18 protein-coding genes, 6 tRNA genes and 2 rRNA genes are annotated in these 21,524 nt (G+C 35.4%); 4 read left to right on the plus strand and 22 right to left on the minus strand.

The window, feature by feature from the left end; translation table 11 throughout:
• Positions 1 to 15: 15 nt before the first annotated feature.
• Complete coding sequence (locus tag LHL71_RS04930; RefSeq protein ID WP_227360711.1) at positions 16 to 1,206, minus strand: iron-containing alcohol dehydrogenase; 1,191 nt, start codon at positions 1,204 to 1,206, stop codon at positions 16 to 18.
• Positions 1,207 to 1,610: 404 nt separating this feature from the next.
• Between LHL71_RS04930 and LHL71_RS04935 the strand changes: the two genes are divergently transcribed.
• The 3 genes from LHL71_RS04935 to LHL71_RS04945 all read left to right on the plus strand — a co-directional run bounded on the left by LHL71_RS04935 (position 1,611) and on the right by LHL71_RS04945 (position 3,949).
• Positions 1,611 to 3,089 carry a peptide MFS transporter gene (locus LHL71_RS04935; protein WP_227360712.1) on the plus strand — a complete coding sequence of 493 codons (1,479 nt, stop codon included), beginning with the start codon at positions 1,611 to 1,613 and terminating at the stop codon, positions 3,087 to 3,089.
• A gap of 79 nt (positions 3,090 to 3,168) precedes the next feature.
• Positions 3,169 to 3,360: a DUF378 domain-containing protein gene (locus LHL71_RS04940; RefSeq protein ID WP_227360713.1), complete on the plus strand. Its 192-nt coding sequence runs from the start codon at positions 3,169 to 3,171 to the stop codon at positions 3,358 to 3,360.
• Between the two features lie 100 nt (positions 3,361 to 3,460).
• Complete coding sequence (locus LHL71_RS04945) at positions 3,461 to 3,949, plus strand: DUF1541 domain-containing protein (RefSeq protein ID WP_227360714.1); 489 nt, start codon at positions 3,461 to 3,463, stop codon at positions 3,947 to 3,949.
• Between the two features lie 125 nt (positions 3,950 to 4,074).
• Here LHL71_RS04945 and LHL71_RS04950 read toward each other — a convergent pair.
• From LHL71_RS04950 to LHL71_RS04980, 7 genes are all read right to left on the minus strand, one after another.
• A tRNA-Leu gene (locus LHL71_RS04950) sits at positions 4,075 to 4,159 on the minus strand.
• Between the two features lie 59 nt (positions 4,160 to 4,218).
• Positions 4,219 to 5,100, minus strand: coding sequence for a homoserine kinase (gene thrB, locus LHL71_RS04955; protein ID WP_227360715.1), 882 nt, complete (start codon positions 5,098 to 5,100; stop codon positions 4,219 to 4,221).
• Positions 5,101 to 5,150: 50 nt separating this feature from the next.
• Positions 5,151 to 5,591, minus strand: a complete 441-nt coding sequence (locus tag LHL71_RS04960) for a SprT family protein (protein ID WP_227360716.1) — start codon at positions 5,589 to 5,591, stop codon at positions 5,151 to 5,153.
• 10 nt (positions 5,592 to 5,601) lie between these two features.
• The gene (locus LHL71_RS04965) at positions 5,602 to 7,773 is read right to left on the minus strand and encodes a Tex family protein (RefSeq protein ID WP_227360717.1); all 2,172 of its coding nucleotides are present in this window, start codon (positions 7,771 to 7,773) and stop codon (positions 5,602 to 5,604) included.
• 95 nt (positions 7,774 to 7,868) lie between these two features.
• On the minus strand, positions 7,869 to 8,300 hold the full coding sequence (locus LHL71_RS04970; RefSeq protein ID WP_227360718.1) for a hypothetical protein: 432 nt from the start codon (positions 8,298 to 8,300) through the stop codon (positions 7,869 to 7,871).
• 130 nt (positions 8,301 to 8,430) lie between these two features.
• The gene (gene nadE / locus LHL71_RS04975) at positions 8,431 to 9,258 is read right to left on the minus strand and encodes an NAD(+) synthase (RefSeq protein ID WP_227360719.1); all 828 of its coding nucleotides are present in this window, start codon (positions 9,256 to 9,258) and stop codon (positions 8,431 to 8,433) included.
• Positions 9,259 to 9,273: 15 nt separating this feature from the next.
• Complete coding sequence (locus LHL71_RS04980; protein WP_430689980.1) at positions 9,274 to 10,737, minus strand: nicotinate phosphoribosyltransferase; 1,464 nt, start codon at positions 10,735 to 10,737, stop codon at positions 9,274 to 9,276.
• Positions 10,738 to 10,822: 85 nt separating this feature from the next.
• On the opposite strand from LHL71_RS04980, the gene LHL71_RS04985 reads away from it, so the two are divergent.
• Positions 10,823 to 11,542 carry a WecB/TagA/CpsF family glycosyltransferase gene (locus tag LHL71_RS04985; protein WP_227360721.1) on the plus strand — a complete coding sequence of 240 codons (720 nt, stop codon included), beginning with the start codon at positions 10,823 to 10,825 and terminating at the stop codon, positions 11,540 to 11,542.
• 21 nt (positions 11,543 to 11,563) lie between these two features.
• Here the strand turns inward: LHL71_RS04985 and LHL71_RS04990 are convergent, their stop codons facing one another.
• The 14 genes from LHL71_RS04990 to LHL71_RS05055 form a co-directional block, all read right to left on the minus strand.
• Complete coding sequence (locus tag LHL71_RS04990) at positions 11,564 to 12,268, minus strand: GntR family transcriptional regulator (protein ID WP_227360722.1); 705 nt, start codon at positions 12,266 to 12,268, stop codon at positions 11,564 to 11,566.
• Positions 12,269 to 12,281: 13 nt separating this feature from the next.
• The gene (gene nagA / locus LHL71_RS04995) at positions 12,282 to 13,418 is read right to left on the minus strand and encodes an N-acetylglucosamine-6-phosphate deacetylase (protein WP_227360723.1); all 1,137 of its coding nucleotides are present in this window, start codon (positions 13,416 to 13,418) and stop codon (positions 12,282 to 12,284) included.
• A gap of 60 nt (positions 13,419 to 13,478) precedes the next feature.
• Positions 13,479 to 14,282: a pyrroline-5-carboxylate reductase gene (gene proC / locus LHL71_RS05000; protein WP_227360724.1), complete on the minus strand. Its 804-nt coding sequence runs from the start codon at positions 14,280 to 14,282 to the stop codon at positions 13,479 to 13,481.
• A gap of 173 nt (positions 14,283 to 14,455) precedes the next feature.
• Positions 14,456 to 14,527: transfer RNA gene (locus LHL71_RS05005), tRNA-Gln, on the minus strand.
• A gap of 125 nt (positions 14,528 to 14,652) precedes the next feature.
• Positions 14,653 to 14,724, minus strand: a tRNA-Gln gene (locus LHL71_RS05010).
• Between the two features lie 5 nt (positions 14,725 to 14,729).
• Positions 14,730 to 14,812: transfer RNA gene (locus tag LHL71_RS05015), tRNA-Tyr, on the minus strand.
• A gap of 130 nt (positions 14,813 to 14,942) precedes the next feature.
• Complete coding sequence (locus tag LHL71_RS05020) at positions 14,943 to 16,433, minus strand: peptide MFS transporter (protein ID WP_227360725.1); 1,491 nt, start codon at positions 16,431 to 16,433, stop codon at positions 14,943 to 14,945.
• A 108-nt stretch (positions 16,434 to 16,541) separates the two neighbouring features.
• A complete protein-coding gene (locus LHL71_RS05025) occupies positions 16,542 to 16,865 on the minus strand; it encodes a PTS lactose/cellobiose transporter subunit IIA (RefSeq protein WP_227360726.1) in 324 nt (107 codons plus the stop codon).
• Positions 16,852 to 17,175, minus strand: a complete 324-nt coding sequence (locus LHL71_RS05030; protein ID WP_227360727.1) for a PTS sugar transporter subunit IIB — start codon at positions 17,173 to 17,175, stop codon at positions 16,852 to 16,854. Before LHL71_RS05030 ends, LHL71_RS05025 begins: the two co-directional genes overlap by 14 nt.
• A 65-nt stretch (positions 17,176 to 17,240) precedes the next feature.
• Positions 17,241 to 17,915: a class A sortase gene (locus LHL71_RS06460; RefSeq protein WP_347339031.1), complete on the minus strand. Its 675-nt coding sequence runs from the start codon at positions 17,913 to 17,915 to the stop codon at positions 17,241 to 17,243.
• 126 nt (positions 17,916 to 18,041) lie between these two features.
• Positions 18,042 to 18,114: transfer RNA gene (locus LHL71_RS05040), tRNA-Thr, on the minus strand.
• Between the two features lie 53 nt (positions 18,115 to 18,167).
• A tRNA-Asn gene (locus LHL71_RS05045) sits at positions 18,168 to 18,240 on the minus strand.
• A gap of 6 nt (positions 18,241 to 18,246) precedes the next feature.
• Positions 18,247 to 18,363, minus strand: a 5S ribosomal RNA gene (gene rrf / locus LHL71_RS05050).
• Positions 18,364 to 18,444: 81 nt separating this feature from the next.
• Positions 18,445 to 21,365 (minus strand): 23S ribosomal RNA (locus LHL71_RS05055).
• Between the last annotated feature and the right edge of the window lie 159 nt (positions 21,366 to 21,524).

Genomic DNA, 21,524 nt, shown 5'->3' on the forward strand with positions numbered 1-21,524 from the left:
TAGGCTTTTTATAATTTAAAATCCCATTGTTAGCATCGAAGCTTTAAAAATATTTTTTACATCATCAACACTAAGTTTGACATAAGCCTTAGTATCTAATGAACCATATTTAACAGCCTCCATAGCCATTTCATCAAATTTTGAAGTATCCTCAATACCCACCTCTGGTAATGTCATTGGAGCATTTAAGGAACTAATCCATTCGTAGGTTTTTTGAATAGCTAATTCAGCGGTATTTTGATCATCTTGTCCTTGGATGTCCCAAACATTACGACCAAATCGAGCAAATAATGCCACAGTATCCTTATTTAAAATTAATTTCATCCAGCGAGGAGTTAAAATTCCTAAACCAATTCCATGCGTAATATCATAATATGCCGAAAGTTCATGTTCCATCGGGTGAGCCGACCAGGTATTTTGCGTTCCAGTTCTAACAATTCCATTTAAAGCCATTGTTGAAGCCCACATTAAATTGGCACGCGCTTCATAGTTATCAGGTTCATCAATGGCAACTGGTGCCCATTTAATAACCGCACGCATGAGTCCTTCAATCATCCCTTTAGAAATATCATTATCCTTAGCACTATCAAAATATTGTTCCGTTAAATGACTAAAAATATCAATTGAGCCAGCGGCTGTTTGATAAGCAGAAACTGTATAAGTTAATGTAGGATCTAAAAATGAAATAGCTGGAGAATTGGGACCCTTAGTACCTAATTTTTGATTAACTTCTGGATTAGAAATAACTGAGTTAACATTCATTTCTGTTCCAGTTGCTGCTAAAGTTAAAATATCAATTACTGGTAATTGATCAATTCCCATACGGTTAGTAGGATTATCACGATCTACAAAGTCCCATGGATCGCCGTCATAGAACTTAGAAGAAGCAATGACTTTACTTGCATCAATAACTGAACCACCACCAACTGCTAAAATTACATCAATATCATTAGACTTGGTTAATTTTTGTCCCTCTCGAATTGAAGCAATTTTAGGATTAGGTTCAATCCCTGGTAATTCAGTAATATTTAATCCCTTAAGTAAGTTCATAATGCGATCATACAAACCTGACTTCTTAATTGATTGGCCCCCATAAACTAATAAAACATTTTTTCCAAATTGTTCAACACTTTCACGCAATTCGTTATCAATATGATCAGTACCGAAACGGATGTCGGTCGAGTTTTTAAAATTAAAATTTTGCATTTTAAATTACCCTCTAACTTTTTTATTAAATTTAGAATACCATAAAATTCCACATACTCATTTTAAAATTTACAGTGCAATTTTAAAATGAGTATGTTATAGTTAATCATATTCTAATACAGGAGTGAGTTTAATGCTATACACATCTAAATTACAATTAAATATTACTGCCTGGCTTAGCTATTAGAGCATGTCCGTAACCTAAACTGTTAGATACGGGCATTAAACGACAATGTTCGTATCTAATAGCTGGCAATTTTATGATGCAACCTATTAGATATGTTAATCAAATCTAATAGGGGCACTCAGCTGAATTAAATTAAAAACCTTTAATACCCTTCCATTAGATTTGACCATTGTCGATTAAATTCTAATGGATTTTTTATTTTATTGGAGGTTTTTTAATGGATCAGCAAGATATTAATAAAGATAATAAGTATCCACGGAAATTTTTTGGTCATCCGGGAACTCTAAGAACACTTTTTATGACCGAATTTTGGGAAAGATTCAGTTACTATGGTATGCGAGCTATTTTACTTTACTACATGTACACTGCCATTAGCCAAGGAGGCTTAGGTTTAGATGTAAAATTAGCTACCTCGATTATGGCCATTTATGGATCATTAGTATATATGACTAGTGCCATTGGTGGATATGTTAGTGATCGTTTAATTGGTAGTGCTAAATCCGTACTTTACGGCGGTATCCTTATTATGATGGGTCATATATTTTTATCAATGCCAATGCGATTAAATGGGTTAATCTTATCAATTATTTTCATTACCATTGGTACCGGATTACTTAAGCCAAACGTTTCTGAAACTGTCGGTTCGCTATACGTTAACGATCCTCATAAACGAGACTCCGCATTTAGTATCTTTGTGATGGGAATTAACTTAGGTTCATTAATTGCTCCATTAGTAGTATCCTTTGTCGGTCAAACCTATAATTACCACATGGGATTTTTATTAGCTGCGATTGGAATGGGTTTTGGACTTATTGGTTACATTTTACAAATTAAAAATTTACCAGTCCTTAGTAAGACCGTTACTAATCCACTAACTAAGGCCGAAAAAAATTCTCTCATTAAAAAATTAACTTTAGCAATAGTATTTATTTTGATTGTGCTATTAGCCCTTAAATTAACTAATTTACTTACTGCTAATGTAGTTATCTTAATTTTTACCATTATTGGGATATTTTTGCCGGTATACTATCTAATCAATATGTTTAATAGTAAGAAAGTTACTAAGACCGAAAAACTACACTTAAAAGCCTATTTACCACTGTTTATTTGTGAAATTTTATTTTGTATTATTGTGGAACAAGGCGGGGTTGTCCTAGCATTATTTGCCGAAGACCAAACTCAATTAAATATTGGTAGCCTTCATTTACAAGCTGGACAATTTCAATCATTAAATCCCCTATTTATTATTATCTATTCTCCAATTTTTGCCATTTTATGGACTAAATTAGGAAAACACCAACCTAGTGCTCCAACTAAATTTGCACTTAGCTTAATTTTTAGTGGGCTATCATTTGCTGTCATGGCCATTCCCGTCGCACTTTTTGGTGCCAGTGCCAAGGTTAGTCCTTTATGGTTAGTACTAAGTTGGGCCATCCTCGAAATTGGTGAATTACTAATTTCTCCAATTGGTCTTTCGATTACTTCTCAACTATCTCCTAAAGCCTTTAAATCTCAAATGATGAGTATGTGGTTTTTAGGTAATGCTTGTGCACAAGCATTTAACTCACAAATCGTAAGATTATATACCCCTAATAATGAAGTTATGTACTTTAGTATCATTGGGCTTGTTTCTATCATAGCAGCGTTTGTATTACTAGCTTTAACTCCTAAGATTAAGGAATTGATTAAGGCTTAATCTTTTAATTAATTCCTTATAAGTGTTAATCTTGATTATGGTAAATTATTTTCAATATAGACATCAGGAGGTAATTGCTATGAAAACTTTAGACTACATTGCTTTAGTCTTACTAATCATTGGTGGTATTAACTGGTTATTAGTAGGAGTCTTTCAATGGGACCTAGTAGCTGCATTATTTGGTGGTGCAGCTGGTATCATTTCTAGAATCATTTATATTTTAGTAGGTATCAGTGCTCTATATTGTATTAAATTATTATTTACCAATTAAAAAAAGCTTCCCGAAAATGGGAAGCTTTTTTTAGCAATTTTATATATATGGATGATATATTAGTACTATCCAACTAGTGATTATTAAGGAGGCTTTTGCTATGGATATGGATAATCAAATGAATAATTCTAACTATAATCCCAATGACCAAGTACCTTTAGAGGGGTTAATGGTTGCCCAAGCTCCTAATTTTAAGAAAGGCGATTCCGTTACTCTTTTAGTAGATCACGTTATGGCTCATATGGTAATGAAAATGAAAGGTGCCCCTGCTACGATCGTGGCAGGATATAATACTCGGGCCTATGCCGTTGATTTTTATACCACCAACGACCATACACTAGTTAAAGATCACAAATGGATAATTCAACGTGAGATCAAAGGTGAAACTGATGACTCCCCAGCCCTTTCGATTGGGTCTAAAATAACTATCGAAGCTAACCATATGCCAGGTATGAGAGGCGCTGAAGCTACCATTGTTGATTCACAAGAAGGCAACATCTATATTGTTGACGTGCCCGCCTACGAAGGACAAAAACCAATGATGAATCATCGCTGGTTTATGCAAGATGAAATGAAACCTCGTAATTAAATTTAATAACTTTAGCAGGAACTAAGATCTTAGTTCCTGTTTTTATCTCTAATAAATTAGACAAAAATAAAAAGCCTACATTTGTAGGCTTTTTTTGATACTTTATAAATTTAAGTATATCTATATGCGGCCAAGAGGATTCGAACCTCCACCGGGATAATCCCGACAAGATCCTTAATCTTGCGCGTCTGCCAATTCCGCCATGGCCGCATCAACATATAAAATTATATCAAGATTAAATATATAATTCAATATGTTTATTAAAATAATTACTCGCCACGAAGGGTTGCACCCACGTTATCGATATCTAGAATTCGAAGGCTGCCATTTAAATTGATTTTTTGTAATTCAATACGCAATTCTGATAGTTTATTTTTGTTTGATATGGTAGCTATAGTAGGACCAGCTCCACTCAAATAAGTTCCATAAATTCCCAATTTATGAGCTATTTCGCGAATTTGATCTAATTCGGGAACTAAGTCTTTTCGATAAGGTTCATGAAATTGATCATTTTCTACAAAAGGTAAGGCCTGTTCCCATTTTCCTTGGCTAGCTAGGGCTAAAAACACGTTAGCAGTACTACTTGAGTAAACTGCTTGCATCAAATTAATATCTTTAGGTAACTTAGCTCGGCTGTCTTTTTCGCTAATACCATCTGGTCTGATATACATTAATGCACCTAAATCATCCGGCATTTTAACATCAACGGCAGTTGCTATTTTTCCATCATATGTTGAAGCAACCATATTACCTAATAGGGCTGCTGAGACACTTTCAGCATGGCCTTCCATCTTGGCACCCATATTAATTTGTTCTTCAATTGATAAATTCATATCTCCTAAAGCATTGGCAATTTTAATTCCTGCTACTACCGCAGTTGTACTAGATCCTAGTCCATGTGTTACTGGAACATCGGAAATAACAGTTAATTGATGCGGATGAATGGTAGGATTAACTTTTAAAATGGATTGAACAATTAAATTACGTTCATCGGTTGGAATTCCCTTACCTTGAGCATGATTAACTTGCCATTTGTCCATTTCTTCTTCAACAATTACAGTAAAGTATAAATGAAATGCAATACCAATTGAATCCATCCCTGAGCCTAGATTTGCAGAAGTTGCCGGAACTCGAACAATGATTTTTCCCATCAAGAGTACCACCTTTCAAAATTGTTTTGCTTAGTACTAATTATAATCAATCAAGTTACATTTTTAAATATTATGTTTCCACGACATTTTCCACAACATCTTAATTTTAAATTGATTTTTCTTTGGCGATAATATTTTTGATGGCATTTTACACATTCATAAATATATTTATACTTTGGTGAATCAATTGACGGTACATACCTTAATCCACCAACTTTATTTAGTAATTGTTTAAACTCTTTAGTACTATGCCGTCCCGATTGACCTGCTAAGTGCAAATGATAGTGGCAAAGTTCGTGCTTAATTATTCCAATTAAAATTTGCGGATGGTGAATAAATTTAGGATTAATATCAATATTATGATTTTTTATATGATATCGACCTCCGGTAGTTTTTAAGCGGTTATTAAAAGTTGCTTGATGTTTAAATTCCCGCTTAAATTCACTAATAGAAATTTTTTCAATTAGCTGTTGTAATTCTTGATCTGACAATTATTAATCACTAACCTTCCTTAGGTTCGATCATAGTAAGTTGAATTCTTTGACGATCCAAATCAACGGCAGTTACCCAGACATTAACAATTTCACCAACCGAAACTACTTCAGCAGGGTTTTTAATAAATTGATCAGTTAATTGAGAAATATGCACTAATCCATCCTGTTTCACACCAATATCCACAAAAACTCCAAAATCTACTACGTTTCTAACGGTACCCTTTAATTGCATTCCAACTTTTAAATCTTCCATCGATAACACATCTTGTCTTAACAAAGGTGAATTCATATTGTCACGCACATCACGACCTGGGGTAATTAATCCTTTAATAATATCAACTAAGGTTACTTTACCAATTTCCAGTTGATCAGCTAATGAATCTAAATCGACTTTAGCTAATACGGCAGCAAGCTCTTCAGATCCTAAGTCTTTTAAATCAAAATGATACATTGCTAGAATTTTTTTAGCTAACGTGTAGTTTTCTGGATGAATATCCGTATTATCTAATGGATTATTGCCATCAATGATCCTTAAAAATCCTACCGATTGCTCATAGGCTTTAGGACCCAACCGAGGAACTTGTTGTAATTGGCTGCGCTTAATAAATTTACCATTATCTAAACGATACTTAACAATATTATTAGCCACAGTTTTACTTAGACCGGAAATATGCGTTAACAAGTCTGGACTAGCGGAATTTAAATCAATTCCCACTTGATTAACAGCCGTTTCAACTACTTGATCTAATTTTTGAGTTAAATTTTTTTGAGATACATCATGTTGATATTGACCAACTCCGATAGACTGGGGGTCAATTTTGACTAGTTCTGCCAATGGGTCCTGAATTCTTCTACCAATACTTACTGCTGAACGTTCTTCAACATTAAAGTCAGGGAACTCTTCTCGGGCAACTTTACTGGCCGAATATACAGAAGCTCCTGCTTCATTAGTAATTACGTAATAAACTGGATAGCCGATTTTTTTAATTGCTTCTGCTACAAATAATTCTGACTCTCGGCTGGCAGTCCCATTACCAATAGCAATCATTTCAACGTGATATTTTTCAACAAAGTCAATAAATTCTGGCATGGCTTGTTTACGTTTAGCTTCACTAGCTGGTTTATGAGGATAGATTACCTTTTTAGCTAAAAAGGCTCCATTTTGATCCATTATGGCTAACTTGCAACCAGTACGATAAGCCGGGTCAAATCCCATCACGATTTTACCTTTTAACGGAGCTTGCATTAATAAGTTATATAAGTTGTTACCAAATACATCAATGGCGTGTCGATCTGCAATTTCAGTTAATTCCTTACGAATTTCTCGTTCAATTGCCGGACCGATGAACCGACTGTAAGCATCTCCAATTGCATCGTCTATCAATTGTTGAGCTAAGTTATTTTCAGATTTAACCAGTTGATGATGTAAATACTGATTAATTTTAATTTCATCAACTTTAATCTTAACCGTAAGTATGGCGGATTTTTCTCCTCGATTAATTGCCAGTACTCTAAAGGATGGCACTGTCTTAATTAATTCTTCAAAATCATAATATTGTTGATAAACCTGTTTTTCATCCTCAGCTTTCCCATTTCGCTTTACTTTTGAAACTAATAATCCCGTCTGCTTAGTATATCCACGAATCCATTTTCTAAAACTAGCTTGTTCACTGATATATTCTGATAAAATTTCGTGAATTCCAGTAATCACACTATCCCGATCAGCTAAATCCTGGTTAGGATCAATCGCTTGATTAATTTTTTCAGATAAATGATTATTAAATTTTAATACAGCTTGAGCTAGTGGCTCTAGGCCTTGTTCCTTAGCAATAGCTGCCTTAGTTCGACGTTTTTGTTTATAGGGCAAATATAAGTCCTCAACCTGTTGTAAATTGGTTGCTTGATTAATTTCGGTTTGCAGTTGCTTAGTTAACATTCCCTGTTCAGAAATTTTTTTAGTAACCTCATCCTTACGGTTATTTAGCGTGGTTACCTTATGCGCGATTTCTTGAATATCACGAATTTGAACCTCATCTAAATTATGCGTCCGTTCTTTACGATATCTAGCAATAAATGGTACCGTATCCCCATCGTTTAGCATTTCTAAGGTTGCTTTAATTTGTTGGGTATTAATCCCCGATAATGACTGATGAACTTCCTCGATTAAATTAAAAGTCATTTGATTCCTCCACCATTCGCTTTAGTTATTATTAATTATAGCATCATAAAATTTACCCAAACAAAAAAGAGATACCTAAGCATCTCCTTTTTATTTTATAAGGAATTCATAATTCTTCCGGTAGTATTAGAAACCTTTCCAATTGCGGCTTCTTGATCTTTTTCAGATTGTTGGAATTTGGCTACATCAACCTTTTGGTTTGAAGCATCAATACTATCTGTCATATCTTGACAAGCTTGAGCATATTCTTTATATGCATTAATTAATTGAGTATTTTTACCCATTAATTTGACGGGAACTTTTAAATTTTGTAGTTTATTAACATTTTCTTGATAACGATCCGTACCATCTTGAAAATGTTTTTTGATGCGAGATAATTCATCGGTATCTAATTGAGCAACAGAATCACTATCCATAGATTTTTTTATTAATTCATAATCGTCATTTAAATCCTCACCATTTTTGGTAGTACTATCAATTACATCAGTTAGAACCTTTGTATAAGTTGCATAGTCATTTCTTTTCATTTAAATCTTCCTTTCATTCCAATATTCATTCACCAAATAAAAATATTTCTTTACTAATTATATTCAATAGTTAAATATTTATATGGAGTTTGAATCTGAAATTTCTAATTATTAATAAAGTATTTAAAACTTACTTCCAAAAGTCATCATAGATATTAATTGGTAAATGACGTTTGTGCATGGTTTTGTGATACCAATTTTCAATTCGTTGGGCTACTAGTTCCTCAACGGCCTTACCTTCTAAATAATCATCAATTTCATTATAGGTAACCCCTAAAGCAATTTCATCCGGTAATGCCGGACGATCTTCCTCTAAATCAGCTGTAGGAACTTTTTCGTAGAGATGTTTAGGAGCATTTAAATACTCAAGCATTTGGCGACCCTGACGTTTATCCAAACGCCATAAAGGAGTAATATCGGCTGCTCCATCTCCAAACTTGGTATAAAAACCAGTCACTGCTTCAGCGGCATGATCGGTTCCCAAGACTGCTCCACTGGTAGTTCCAGCAATTCCAAATTGAGCAATCATACGCTGTCTAGCTTTAATGTTTCCCTTATTAAAATCAGACACTTCCAAATGATTATTTTCCAATTGGACTAACATCTGGTCAGTAGCTGGTTTAATGTCCACTACCATAGTCTGATCGGCTTGCATAAATTTAATAGCATCCAAAGCATCGGATTCATCTGCTTGAACTCCATAAGGTAATCGAACCGCAATAAATTGGTAAGAATACTTACCAGTTTCATCACGAAGTTCTTGAATGGCCATTTGAGCTAGTTTACCTGCTAACGTTGAATCTTGTCCTCCAGAAATTCCTAAAACTAAGGTTTTCAAAAAAGGATATTTTTTTAAATAATCTTTCATAAAATCAATACTTTTACGAATTTCAATTTTAGGATCAATCGTTGGTTGTACTCTTAAATCTTGAATAATTTTTGCTTGTTGTGGTCTCATCTTACAGTGCCTCACTTAGTATTTTATCTTATTAATATATGAATGCACTCGATTAATAATCATATTTTTATTGTCCCAACATTTTTTGGATAAATCAACTGGATAATCTTCAGGATTTAACTCACGTTTGTATTCGGGCCAAAGAGCTGATAATGATTTATCTGCAAATTTCTTAATTTGTTGAATATTAGGTAATTCATAAATTAATTTACCGTCTTTAACGATATCTTGTAATACTGGACGAGCATCAAAATTCTGAACTTCCTTATTAATATAAGTATATTGAGGATGGAACATATATAATGATGCTTCATCATTAGGATTTTCATCCGCTAGAGTAATATAGTCTCCTTCAGATTTACCATCTGCTTTATCGGTAATTCTCCAAACTTGCTTTTTACCGGGAGTAGAAATTTTTTCGGCATTTCCAGAAATCTTGATGCGATCTTCCATTTCACCTTGATCATTTTCCATTGAAACTAATTTATATACTGCTCCTAAAGCAGGTTGATCAAAGGAAGTGATTACTTTAGTTCCCACTCCCCAAACATCAATTTTAGCGTGTTGCATTTTCAAACTATTAATTGTATCTTCATCTAAATCATTTGATGCATAAATTTTGGCATTAGGATAGCCAGCATTATCTAACATTTCTCGAACTTTTTTAGAAAGGTAAGCCATATCTCCAGAATCAATGCGAATACCTAAAAAGTTAATTTTATTGCCCATTTCATCAGCAACTTTAATTGCGTTAGGAATACCACTTTTTAAGGTATCAAAAGTATCTACTAAAAAGCAGCAATCATAATGCGTTTCGGCGTAAGCCTTAAAAGCATCATAATCATTACCAAAGGCTTCCACCATAGAATGAGCGTGGGTTCCACTAATCGGAATTCCAAATTCTTTACCAGCTAATACATTAGAAGTCGCATCAAATCCACCAATTAAGGCAGCTCGGGTGCCCCAAATGGCCGCTGACGTCTCTTGGGCTCTACGGCTACCAAATTCCAGTAATGGATCTTTACCGGCCGCAGTTCTAATTCTAGAAGCTTTAGTAGCAATTAAGGTTTGATAATTAACGATATTTAAAATTGCGGTTTCGATTAATTGGCATTCCGCTAAACCACCTTCTACTTGAAGGATCGGTTCGTTATTAAAAACTAAATCACCTTCTAGAGCTGAACGAATTGTTCCTGTAAATTTGAAATTTCTTAAGTAATTTAAAAAAGATTCTGAAAAATCATATACTTCGTTTAAATATTTGATATCATCATCTGTAAACTTAATGTTTTTGATATATTCAATAATGTGTTGTAATCCTGCAAAGACTGCATATCCATTTCCAAATGGTAAATTTCTAAAATACACTTCAAAAACGGCATGTCGATTATGCATCCCTTTTTCAAAATAAGTATCCATCATATTTAATTCATATGCATCGGTATGTAGGGTTAATTTATTTTGATCTAACATGGACATCCTCCTGTAGTTACAAATTATTTTATCACAAACTTGCAAACTTATAATCATTTCAACAATTATTTATTATGAAAGGTTCTCCCTAATGACAACTAACTCAGTTAAGATATTAGATATTAATTTCATCAATACCACCTTTAACCAATTTACCAATCAGTTACATAAAAGAATTGATCAACATCAAAAAACTTTTGTAGTTACTGCTAATCCAGAGATTGTTATGTACGCTAAGCAACATCCTAGTTATAAAAAAATTATTCAAACTGCTGATTTTATTACTGCTGATGGCACTGGAATTGTAATGGGATCCAAAATCATTAAGGACCCACTTCCAGAAAGAATTACTGGTTTTGACTTGTTTATTAACTTACTAACTTGGGGTAACCAACACCACAAATCCGTTTATTTATTGGGTAGTAAACCTGAAGTTATTAAAAAAGTGGTTCAAAAGGTGCAACAAAACTATCCTAATCTTAAAATAATTGGTTTTAATGATGGTTATTTTAAAGATGATACCCCTATTATTGAAAAAATTAAAGCCGGCCAACCCGATATGGTTTTTGTAGCCACTGGTTTTCCTAAGCAAGAAGAATTTATTTATCATAACCAACATTTAGCTAACGGCCTATGGATGGGAATTGGCGGTTCATTTGACGTATTAGCTGGAAATGTTAAACGAGCTCCTCAAATTTGGCAAAAGATGCATTTAGAATGGTTATATCGAGTAATTAAAGAGCCTAGTCGAATTACTAGATTGTCAGTACTACCTAAATATTTAAAATTAGTAATCAAACAAAAAAGGTAATCATAATGATTACCTTTTTTATTATCCTTTTTCTAAATAAAATTCAAAACGATCTGCCACATATTGTGTTCTTACGTATTCAAATGGCTTTCCATTTTTGAGATAAGTGGTCTGTCGTAACATTAAGATGGGATCACTTCGTTTAATATCCAAATATTCAGCAATTTTTTCGGCAGCTAAAGTAGATGAAATCGTTTGTTGAGCTTTGCCAATTATCATATTATTTTTTTGTTCTAGTGATTGATATAAAGAGCTAGTTACTTCGGATTTATCTAAACCATCAATAAATTTTTCGGGAATCGTAGCAACTTCAAAACAAATTGGCACATTATCCCCATAACGAATTCGCTCCATTCTCAAAACTGGTTCATTTTCTTTAATTCCTAAAATCTCCACTTCACTTAAAGAAGGTTCCATAATATGATAAGAAATTGTTTTACTTGAAGGAACTTTATTTTGAGCTAACATCAAATCAGTAAAACTAGTAACGGTACTCATTTTTTCTTGAACTTTTTGATTGGCTACATAAGTACCAGATCCAACCCGTCGTTCTAAAATTCCTTCATCCACTAAAGTTTGAATTGCCTGTCTTAAAGTCATTCGACTTACCCCAAAATCAATCGATAGTTCACGCTCAGAAGGAATACGGTCTCCAATCTTCCATTTACCATCTTCAATATTAGTTTTAATTTCATTATGAATTTGAATATAAATTGGTAAGCCCATCTTTTATCAACCCCTAATTCTTATTTAGCTTATTTCCATAACTATAAGTATTTAATAAATCCAATTCCTTACTAAATACATTTAAATCTGCATCATAGCCCACTTCAAGATGACCTTTTGATGATAGTCCAAATTCAGTAGCTTGATTAGTTGAACTCATCCACACAGCCATTTCAATGGAACAGTCGGTAAATTGAATAACATTTTTAAAAGCATCATCAAATCTAAGCACTGAACCAGCTAAATTACCACTTTCTAGGCGAGCTTGTTTATCTTTAACGATTACTTTTTGGCCACCTAATTCACTGACACCTTCACCAATTCCTTTAGCTCGCATAGAATCAGAAACTAATTCAATTTTATGTGGACCTTTTTGATCAAATGCTAATTTAATCATGTCTGGAACTACGTGGAAACCATCGCAAATTAGTTCGACATAAATGTTATCTTCTAACATAGCATGACCAGTTACCCCTGGTTGGCGATGTTTAAATTCTCGTTGGGCATTATATAAATGAGTAACATGCGAAGCTTTACTTTCTAAAAGTTGCTCACGAGTAGCATTACTATGTCCGACTGACGGAACGATATTATGTGATAGACAATAACTTTCAAATTCCTTTGATCCAGGATCTTCAGGAGCATATGTAATTAATCTTACTCGATTACCCGAAAGCTTATTCCAGTGATCTAACAAAGCAACATCGGGATCTTTAATGTATTTTTCAGGTTGGGCGCCTTTAAAGATCGAAGCAATAAAAGGACCTTCCAAATGTACACCTTGGATTAAACGGTTAGTTTTAGCAACTTCGTTAATCGCAGCCATTGAATTATCAATATTGTCATTAGATTGAGTCATAGTAGTTGGGAAAATACTAGTAATTCCTTCTAATGCCATTAAATTAAGCATTTTGTTTAATTCTTCTGCATTTCCATCCATGGTGTCATAACTGTAACCACCATGAGTGTGGACATCAATAAATCCTGGTACAATTACGCGATCACGTAAATATTCAATTTCATCATCTGGTAATGCGACATAGTCTTTCATTGGACCAACCGCTTCAATCTTTTCACCAAATCGAATATAACCATCCTTAATCACTCGATCTCCAGTATAAATTGTTGCATGTTTTAAAACTGTACTCATAATAAATAGCCTCCTTAACTTATTATCTTAATTATAATCGGTATATACCAAACTTACAAATTATTTTGATATTTTATTTGCACTTTCAACAGTGGCATCGATTCCTTTGATAACTGCATTTAAGAATCCTTTTTGCTCCATTTTAAGCAAGCCTTTGATGGTATCTCCACCTGGAGAACTAACTTTGTCGATAATATCAGTAGGTGATTGTTTAGATTCAATAACTACTTTAGCTGATCCAAGCATAGTTTGAGAAACAATTTCAATTGCTTGTTGTTTAGATAAACCATACTTAACCCCAGCTTTACTCAAGCACTCAATAAAGTAATCAATATAAGCTACTCCACTTCCTGAAATTGCACTAAAACTTGGAAATTGTGCTTCACTTAATTCAATTACTTCGCCACCTAAACTAAACACCTGAAGAGCCTTTTGGAATTGTTCTGAAAGATTTTTTAAAGTTGGATTAGCACAATAAGCTGTCATTCCTAATCCATATTCTGAATTTACATTTGGTAATGTCCGTAGAATCGGTTGATCAGGATTCGTTAATTCACTTAAATGTTGTAAATCAAATCCCGAAATTACTGAAATGACTGGTCGATTAGTGGGAAAAGTAAGTTGGCTAATTACTTTATCAGCTACTTTTGGTAATAAAGCTAAAACAATTAAATCACTTTGATCAATTAATTCTTGATTACTACTTATCGGCGTTAATTGATAAGCTTGAGCATAGTTTTTGTAATTATCAGCGTGTTGGCTGTGAACCAAAATATCTTTAGAATTTATTTTGGCTTTAGAGATTAATATTCCTTGAATAATTGCCTTGGCCATTGAACCTAATCCGATAAATCCAATTTTCATTAGTAATTCCCTCTTTGCTAAGTTATTAAGTATTATTATAACTTTCTTGGAATATCACTAACAGTTATAATTTTTGATTATTAAAATAATTTAAACTAGAAATTATTTTAATATTATATAAATAGTTATAAAAAAAGTCGTAATTACTAAATTGTAATTACGACTAAACGTAGTTGGGCTAGCTGGGATCGAACCAGCGCATGATGGGATCAAAACCCATTGCCTTACCGCTTGGCTATAGCCCAATAATATGTATCAAATTAACATATAGTATATTACTAGAATTAATATACTAAGTCAAGGGTTTTATTAATAATTAGTAATAAAAAAACACCATAACCAGGTTATGATGTTTAAACTACTTTATGTATTGGGCTAGCTGGGATCGAACCAGCGCATGATGGGATCAAAACCCATTGCCTTACCGCTTGGCTATAGCCCAATAAATGGAGGGGAGTGGATTCGAACCACCGAACCCGAAGGAGTGGATTTACAGTCCACCGCGTTTAGCCAGACTTCGCTACCCCTCCGTATGACTACTCGGTGTTACCACCGAATCAACATATATTATAATACAAAAAATACTCGCAACCGTCAACCCTTTTTAGCAAAAAAGTTGTTTTTTTGTATAAAAAAAAGCGCCGATAAATCGGCACCTTTTTAATTTACACCTTCCATTAACTTTTTAACCGGTTTTACTAAGAAAAATAGAATAATTCCGGCAATAATGGCTACTATACCAACTATTGAAAAGTATTTAATTTCATTGGCTGGTGTATAGAATTTAACGATTTGTGAGTTAACTGCTTGACCAGCTGCATCAGCTAAGAACCACATACTCATCATTTGTGATTCAAAAGCCTTTGGAGCTAGTTTAGTTGTAACTGATAATCCAATTGGAGAGATTAATAATTCAGCAATTTCTACAATTGCCCAACTACCTACCAACCATAATGGACTAATTTTTGAATGAGTTCCAAACATAGTAACTGGAATAACCATAAACAAGTATGATAATCCGGCTACTAACATTCCAGTTGCGAATTTAGCTGGTGAACTAGGTTGTTTTTTACCTAATTTAACCCATAATAATGCAAATAATGGTGTGTATGCCATAATGAATAATGGGTTTAGTGATTGATACCAAGCAGCTGGAATAGTAAAGCCTAAGAAATGGTTATTAACTTGATTTTCAGCAAATAATGCTAAAACCACAGATCCTTGTTCTTCAATTGCCCAAAAGATTGCTGCAGCAATGAATAGTGGAATATAAGCCATAACTCTTGAACGTTCTTTGTCTGTAATCTTTTTACTTGTAATAATAATAATGAAGTAAACAATTGGTGTCAAAATAGCTAAAATACTTAATAAGGTAATAAAACTATCAATAGTAAGAATACCCATGAATTTAAATAGTAAAACAATTAATGCAAATACTACAATTCCTAAAATAACACGAATTGATAATTTTTTGGCATCTTCTGGTTCTAATGGATCATTGGGATATAAACTTGGACTTGGTAAACTCTTCTTACCACCTAAGTAATATTGCAAAAGTCCAAAGAACATTCCAATAGCAGCTAAAGAAAATCCGAGATGGAAGTTAACGTGCATTCCTAAGTATCCGACTAATAGTGGAGCAATAAATGATCCTAAGTTAATTCCGAAAACAAAGATAGTAAATCCAGAATCTCTTCGTCCATCAGATTCAGTATATAAACTACCTACCATTTCAGAAACATTGGGTTTTAAAAATCCGGTTCCTAAAATAATTAAAGCAATTGAACCAAATAAAGCGTAAGCACCAAGTGGTAAGGCTAAGACGATATGTCCGACCATAATTAAGATACCACCATTAAATACTGTCTTACGACTACCCCATAATCGATCACTTACATATCCACCAATAACTGATGATAAGTAAACTAATGATCCATAAATTGCCATTATCGAAGCAGCGGTTGTTTGTGAAAATCCTAAACCGCCTTGTGATACTTTAAAATACATATAGTAAAGTAAAATAGCACGCATACCATAATAACTAAATCGTTCCCACATCTCAGTAAAGAATAACGTTGACAACCCCTTCGGTTGTCCGAAGAACGATGCATCCTGCATCTTCTCGAGATCTAACTTTTGCTGTTCTTGCATAAAGAACCCTCCAAAAATTTAATTAATGTTAAGAGTATATAACTAAAAATATCATAAAACAAGACATTTATGAGAAAAATTCTAATTTTAAAATAAAAAACTAGTAACCTATTTATTTTTGGTTACTAGTTTTTTAAAGTATAAATTAACAAATTTTTCAGTTATAAATTGAATAGTTTCGGTATTAGATAACGTATCCTGAGCATGACAAACCAGTACCGAATATTCAATATTTTCAATATCAGCTAATAATTTATTTTGCGCTTTATGAGCATTTATTAGAAAATTATGAGAATTATCTAATTGGTTATCAATATAATCCAAACTAAGTTCATGTTGCGATAAATCGTCCCAAATATTATTAAGTATATTTTTGGCATGCCCGCTTTGAATTAGCATCTGCATGGCTAAGGATTCACTAGACGGTTGCATCATTATCCTCACTAGTTAAATTAAGCTCATTTTTAATGAATTTAACTAATCTTTCACCATTGGTCCATCCATAAACATCATCAGGAATTAATTTAACCGGAACATGCTTAGTTTTAATTTGTTGCTTCTTAAATTCAGCTTGTGGTGCCACCAATATAAGATCTAAATCATCTGATACTTCCCCATAAGTATCTATATCTGAAGTTATTAGATTAATTGGTAAATTGTAATGTTCAATAAATATACGGGCAGAATCAGATAAAGATTTACTAGAAATTCCATCTTTACAAATCAATAATACATTATTCATAATGTTATTCCCCTTTACTCAATATATATTTATAATAGCAAAACTAATTAATTAAACACAATAATTTAGTCTTTCAAAAGAAACTTTTTTAAATTATGCTGACTAGCTGAAATTTTATATAGGTATTTCGCTTGAACAAACGTCCGTTGATTTGATTGATAGCTACTTACACAAGTAATCATTGTTAATACCTTAAGATCCTTTTTATCATCAATAACTTCTACATTATTCGCCATAATTTGGCCATTATGTATAATTTTATATACATAGACATTTTTTAAATCGGTTAGATATACTTTATAACCATATTTTGCTAAATGTAAATTATGAAAAATACTATTTAAACGCATATAATGTCCGGCTAAGGCATAATTTCGTTCTCCCATACTTTGGTTTGGTTTCATTGTAGATACTCCATTTAGCATATTATAGCCATTCTCACCGTATCCATTGTATATTAAGTTTTTCATTTCTAATTTTGGTATGCTCATTATACCGACTACATTTTGTTTATATTTATTTTGTCGCATTAAATTAAAGGTTGATAGATCGGTAATATTAGAACTACTAAAATTTCCATTTTTTGTCTGATTTTTCCTTATAATTCTACGATTCATCTTCTTAGTAACTGAGATAGTATTATTATTAACGATAAAATGATGAAGATAATTAGATCGATTGATATAAATAATAAATAATGCAAATAGTATTAATACTTTAATTATATTTTTTATTTTCATTTTTCTTATCCTTTATAATTTATTTTCATTATTAAGTACGAAAAAAATATAATTAAAATTATAAAAATAAAAAGCAACAGTCAATTAATTTGACTGTTGCTTTTTATTTTTTACGATAATTATAAATGCCGACTGCAGGACTTGAACCTGTGACCCTCGGTTTACGATACCGATGCTCTACCAACTGAGCTAAGTCGGCAAAATTATAATATAAACAAAAATGCTAACCAATCAGTTAGCATTTCAACAAAACTCCGGCAGGCGGGCTCGAACCGTCGACAACCTGATTAACAGTCAGGTGCTCTACCAACTGAGCTATGCCGGAATAAAAGCATGGCAACTTCCTACCCTCGCAGGGGGCGATCCCCCAACTACTATCGGCGTTCAGAAGCTTAACTACTGTGTTCGGCATGGGAACAGGTGTATCCTTCTGGCTATCGCCACCACACTATATATCTAGAAAGAACTTCGTTCTCTCAAAACTAGCTAATATTAATTTTTCCGCATTGAGAACACCAAATCAACTCTATTGGTTAAGTCCTCGACCGATTAGTATTGGTCCGCTCCACGTATCACTACGCTTCCACTTCCAACCTATCTACCTGATCATCTCTCAGGGGTCTTACTTCCATAAAGGAATGGGAAATCTCATCTTGAGGCGAGTTTCACACTTAGATGCTTTCAGCGTTTATCTCATCCATACATAGCTACCCAGCGATGCTCCTGGCGGAACAACTGGTACACCAGCGGTATGTCCATTCCGGTCCTCTCGTACTAGGAACAGCTCCTCTCAAATTTCCTGCGCCCGCGACGGATAGGGACCGAACTGTCTCACGACGTTCTGAACCCAGCTCGCGTACCGCTTTAATGGGCGAACAGCCCAACCCTTGGGACCGACTACAGCCCCAGGATGCGATGAGCCGACATCGAGGTGCCAAACCTCCCCGTCGATGTGGACTCTTGGGGGAGATAAGCCTGTTATCCCCAGGGTAGCTTTTATCCGTTGAGCGATGGCCCTTCCATACGGTACCACCGGATCACTAAGCCCGACTTTCGTCCCTGCTCGACCTGTCTGTCTCGCAGTCAAGCTCCCTTCTGCCTTTACACTCTGCGAATGATTTCCAACCATTCTGAGGGAACCTTTGGGCGCCTCCGTTACTATTTGGGAGGCGACCGCCCCAGTCAAACTGCCCACCTGACACTGTCTCCCACCACGCTAAGTGGTGCGGGTTAGAGTGTTCACACAGCTAGGGTAGTATCCCACCAACGCCTCCACCGAGACTAGCGTCCCGGCTTCAATGGCTCCTACCTATCCTGTACAAGCTGTATCAACACCCAATATCAAGCTACAGTAAAGCTCCATGGGGTCTTTCCGTCCTGTCGCGGGTAACCTGCTTCTTCACAGGTATCTTAATTTCACCGAGTCTCTCGTTGAGACAGTGCCCAGATCGTTACGCCTTTCGTGCGGGTCGGAACTTACCCGACAAGGAATTTCGCTACCTTAGGACCGTTATAGTTACGGCCGCCGTTTACTGGGGCTTCATTTCTGGGCTTCGCATTAAATGCTAACTCATCCACTTAACCTTCCAGCACCGGGCAGGCGTCAGCCCCTATACGTCATCTTACGATTTTGCAGAAACCTGTGTTTTTGATAAACAGTCGCCTGGGCCTCTTCACTGCGGCTGTCCTTGCGGACAGCACCCCTTCTTCCGAAGTTACGGGGTCATTTTGCCGAGTTCCTTAACGAGAGTTCACTCGCTCACCTTAGGATACTCTCCTCGACTACCTGTGTCGGTTTGCGGTACGGGTAGTTAATCACTAACTAGAAGCTTTTCTCGGCAGTGTGACGTCAATTGCTTCCCTACTTTATTTCGGTCCTCATCACAACTTGTCAACCCGGTTAAAAGCATTTGACTCTTAACCTGACTTATTGCTTGAACACACATTTCCAGCCGTGTGCACAATTTAGCCTCCTGCGTCCCTCCATCGCTCAAACATGATTAACTAGTACAGGAATCTCAACCTGTTGTCCATCGCCTACGCCTCTTGGCCTCGGCTTAGGTCCCGACTTACCCTGGGAGGACGAGCCTTCCCCAGGAAACCTTAGTCGTTCGGTGGATCAGATTCTCACTGATCTTTCGCTACTCATACCGGCATTCTCACTTCTAAGCGCTCCACTAGTCCTTACGGTCTAGCTTCATTGCCCTTAGAACGCTCTCCTATCACATGAACAAAGTTCATGTCCACAGTCTCGGTAATATGCTTAGCCCCGGTAAATTTTCGGCGCGGAATCACTCGACTAGTGAGCTATTACGCACTCTTTAAATGGTGGCTGCTTCTGAGCCAACATCCTAGTTGTCTAAGCAACTCCACATCCTTTTCCACTTAGCATATATTTAGGGACCTTAACTGGTGGTCTGGGCTGTTCCCCTTTCGACGATGGATCTTATCACTCACCGTCTGACTCCCGGACATAAATCAATGGTATTCGGAGTTTATCTGAGCTCAGTAATCCATGACGGACCCCTTACCCAAACAGTGGCTCTACCTCCATGATTCTAATTCCGAGGCTAGCCCTAAAGCTATTTCGGAGAGAACCAGCTATCTCCAAGTTCGTTTGGAATTTCACCGCTACCCACACCTCATCCCAGCACTTTTCAACGTACACGGGTTCGGCCCTCCAGTGCGTTTTACCGCACCTTCAGCCTGGACATGGGTAGATCACCTGGTTTCGGGTCTACAGCAACATACTTATTCGCCCTATTAAGACTCGCTTTCGCTGCGGCTCCGGCTTTTCACCTTAACCTTGCATGTTACCGTAACTCGCCGGTTCATTCTACAAAAGGCACGCTATCACCCATTAACGGGCTCTAACTGCTTGTAGGCACATGGTTTCAGGAACTATTTCACTCCCCTTCCGGGGTGCTTTTCACCTTTCCCTCACGGTACTGGTTCACTATCGGTCACTAGGGAGTATTTAGCCTTGGGAGATGGTCCTCCCGGATTCCGACGGAGTTTCACGTGTTCCGCCGTACTCAGGATCCTGAACTGAGAGTTATCGATTTCGCCTACAAGGCTATCACTTTCTTTGGCCAACCTTCCCAGGTTGTTCAGCTATCAATAACTTTGGTAACTCAAATGTTCAGTCCTACAACCCCAATGAGCAAGCTCATTGGTTTGGGCTGTTCCCCGTTCGCTCGCCGCTACTTAGGGAATCGAATTTTCTTTCTCTTCCTGTGGGTACTTAGATGTTTCAGTTCCCCACGTCTACCTCTACTTAACTATGTATTCATTAAGTAGTAACAATCGACTAAGATTGCTGGGTTTCCCCATTCGGAAATCTCCGGATCAAAGCTTACGTACAGCTCCCCGAAGCATATCGGTGTTAGTTCCGTCCTTCATCGGCTCCTAGTGCCAAGGCATCCACCATGCGCCCTTTATAACTTAACCTCACAACCTACGGTTGTGCATTAGTTATTGAGTATTTGCGATTTTTTCTTGTTAAAAACTCAAAATTACGCGGTGTTCTCGGTTTAATTATATTTATTATAATTACTACAGAAAAATTAATATTATCTAGTTTTCAAAGAACCAAGTTTGACTTTACGC

Origin of the sequence: Lentilactobacillus laojiaonis (genome assembly GCF_020616595.1) — a bacterium.
Lineage (GTDB): Bacteria > Bacillota > Bacilli > Lactobacillales > Lactobacillaceae > Lentilactobacillus > Lentilactobacillus laojiaonis.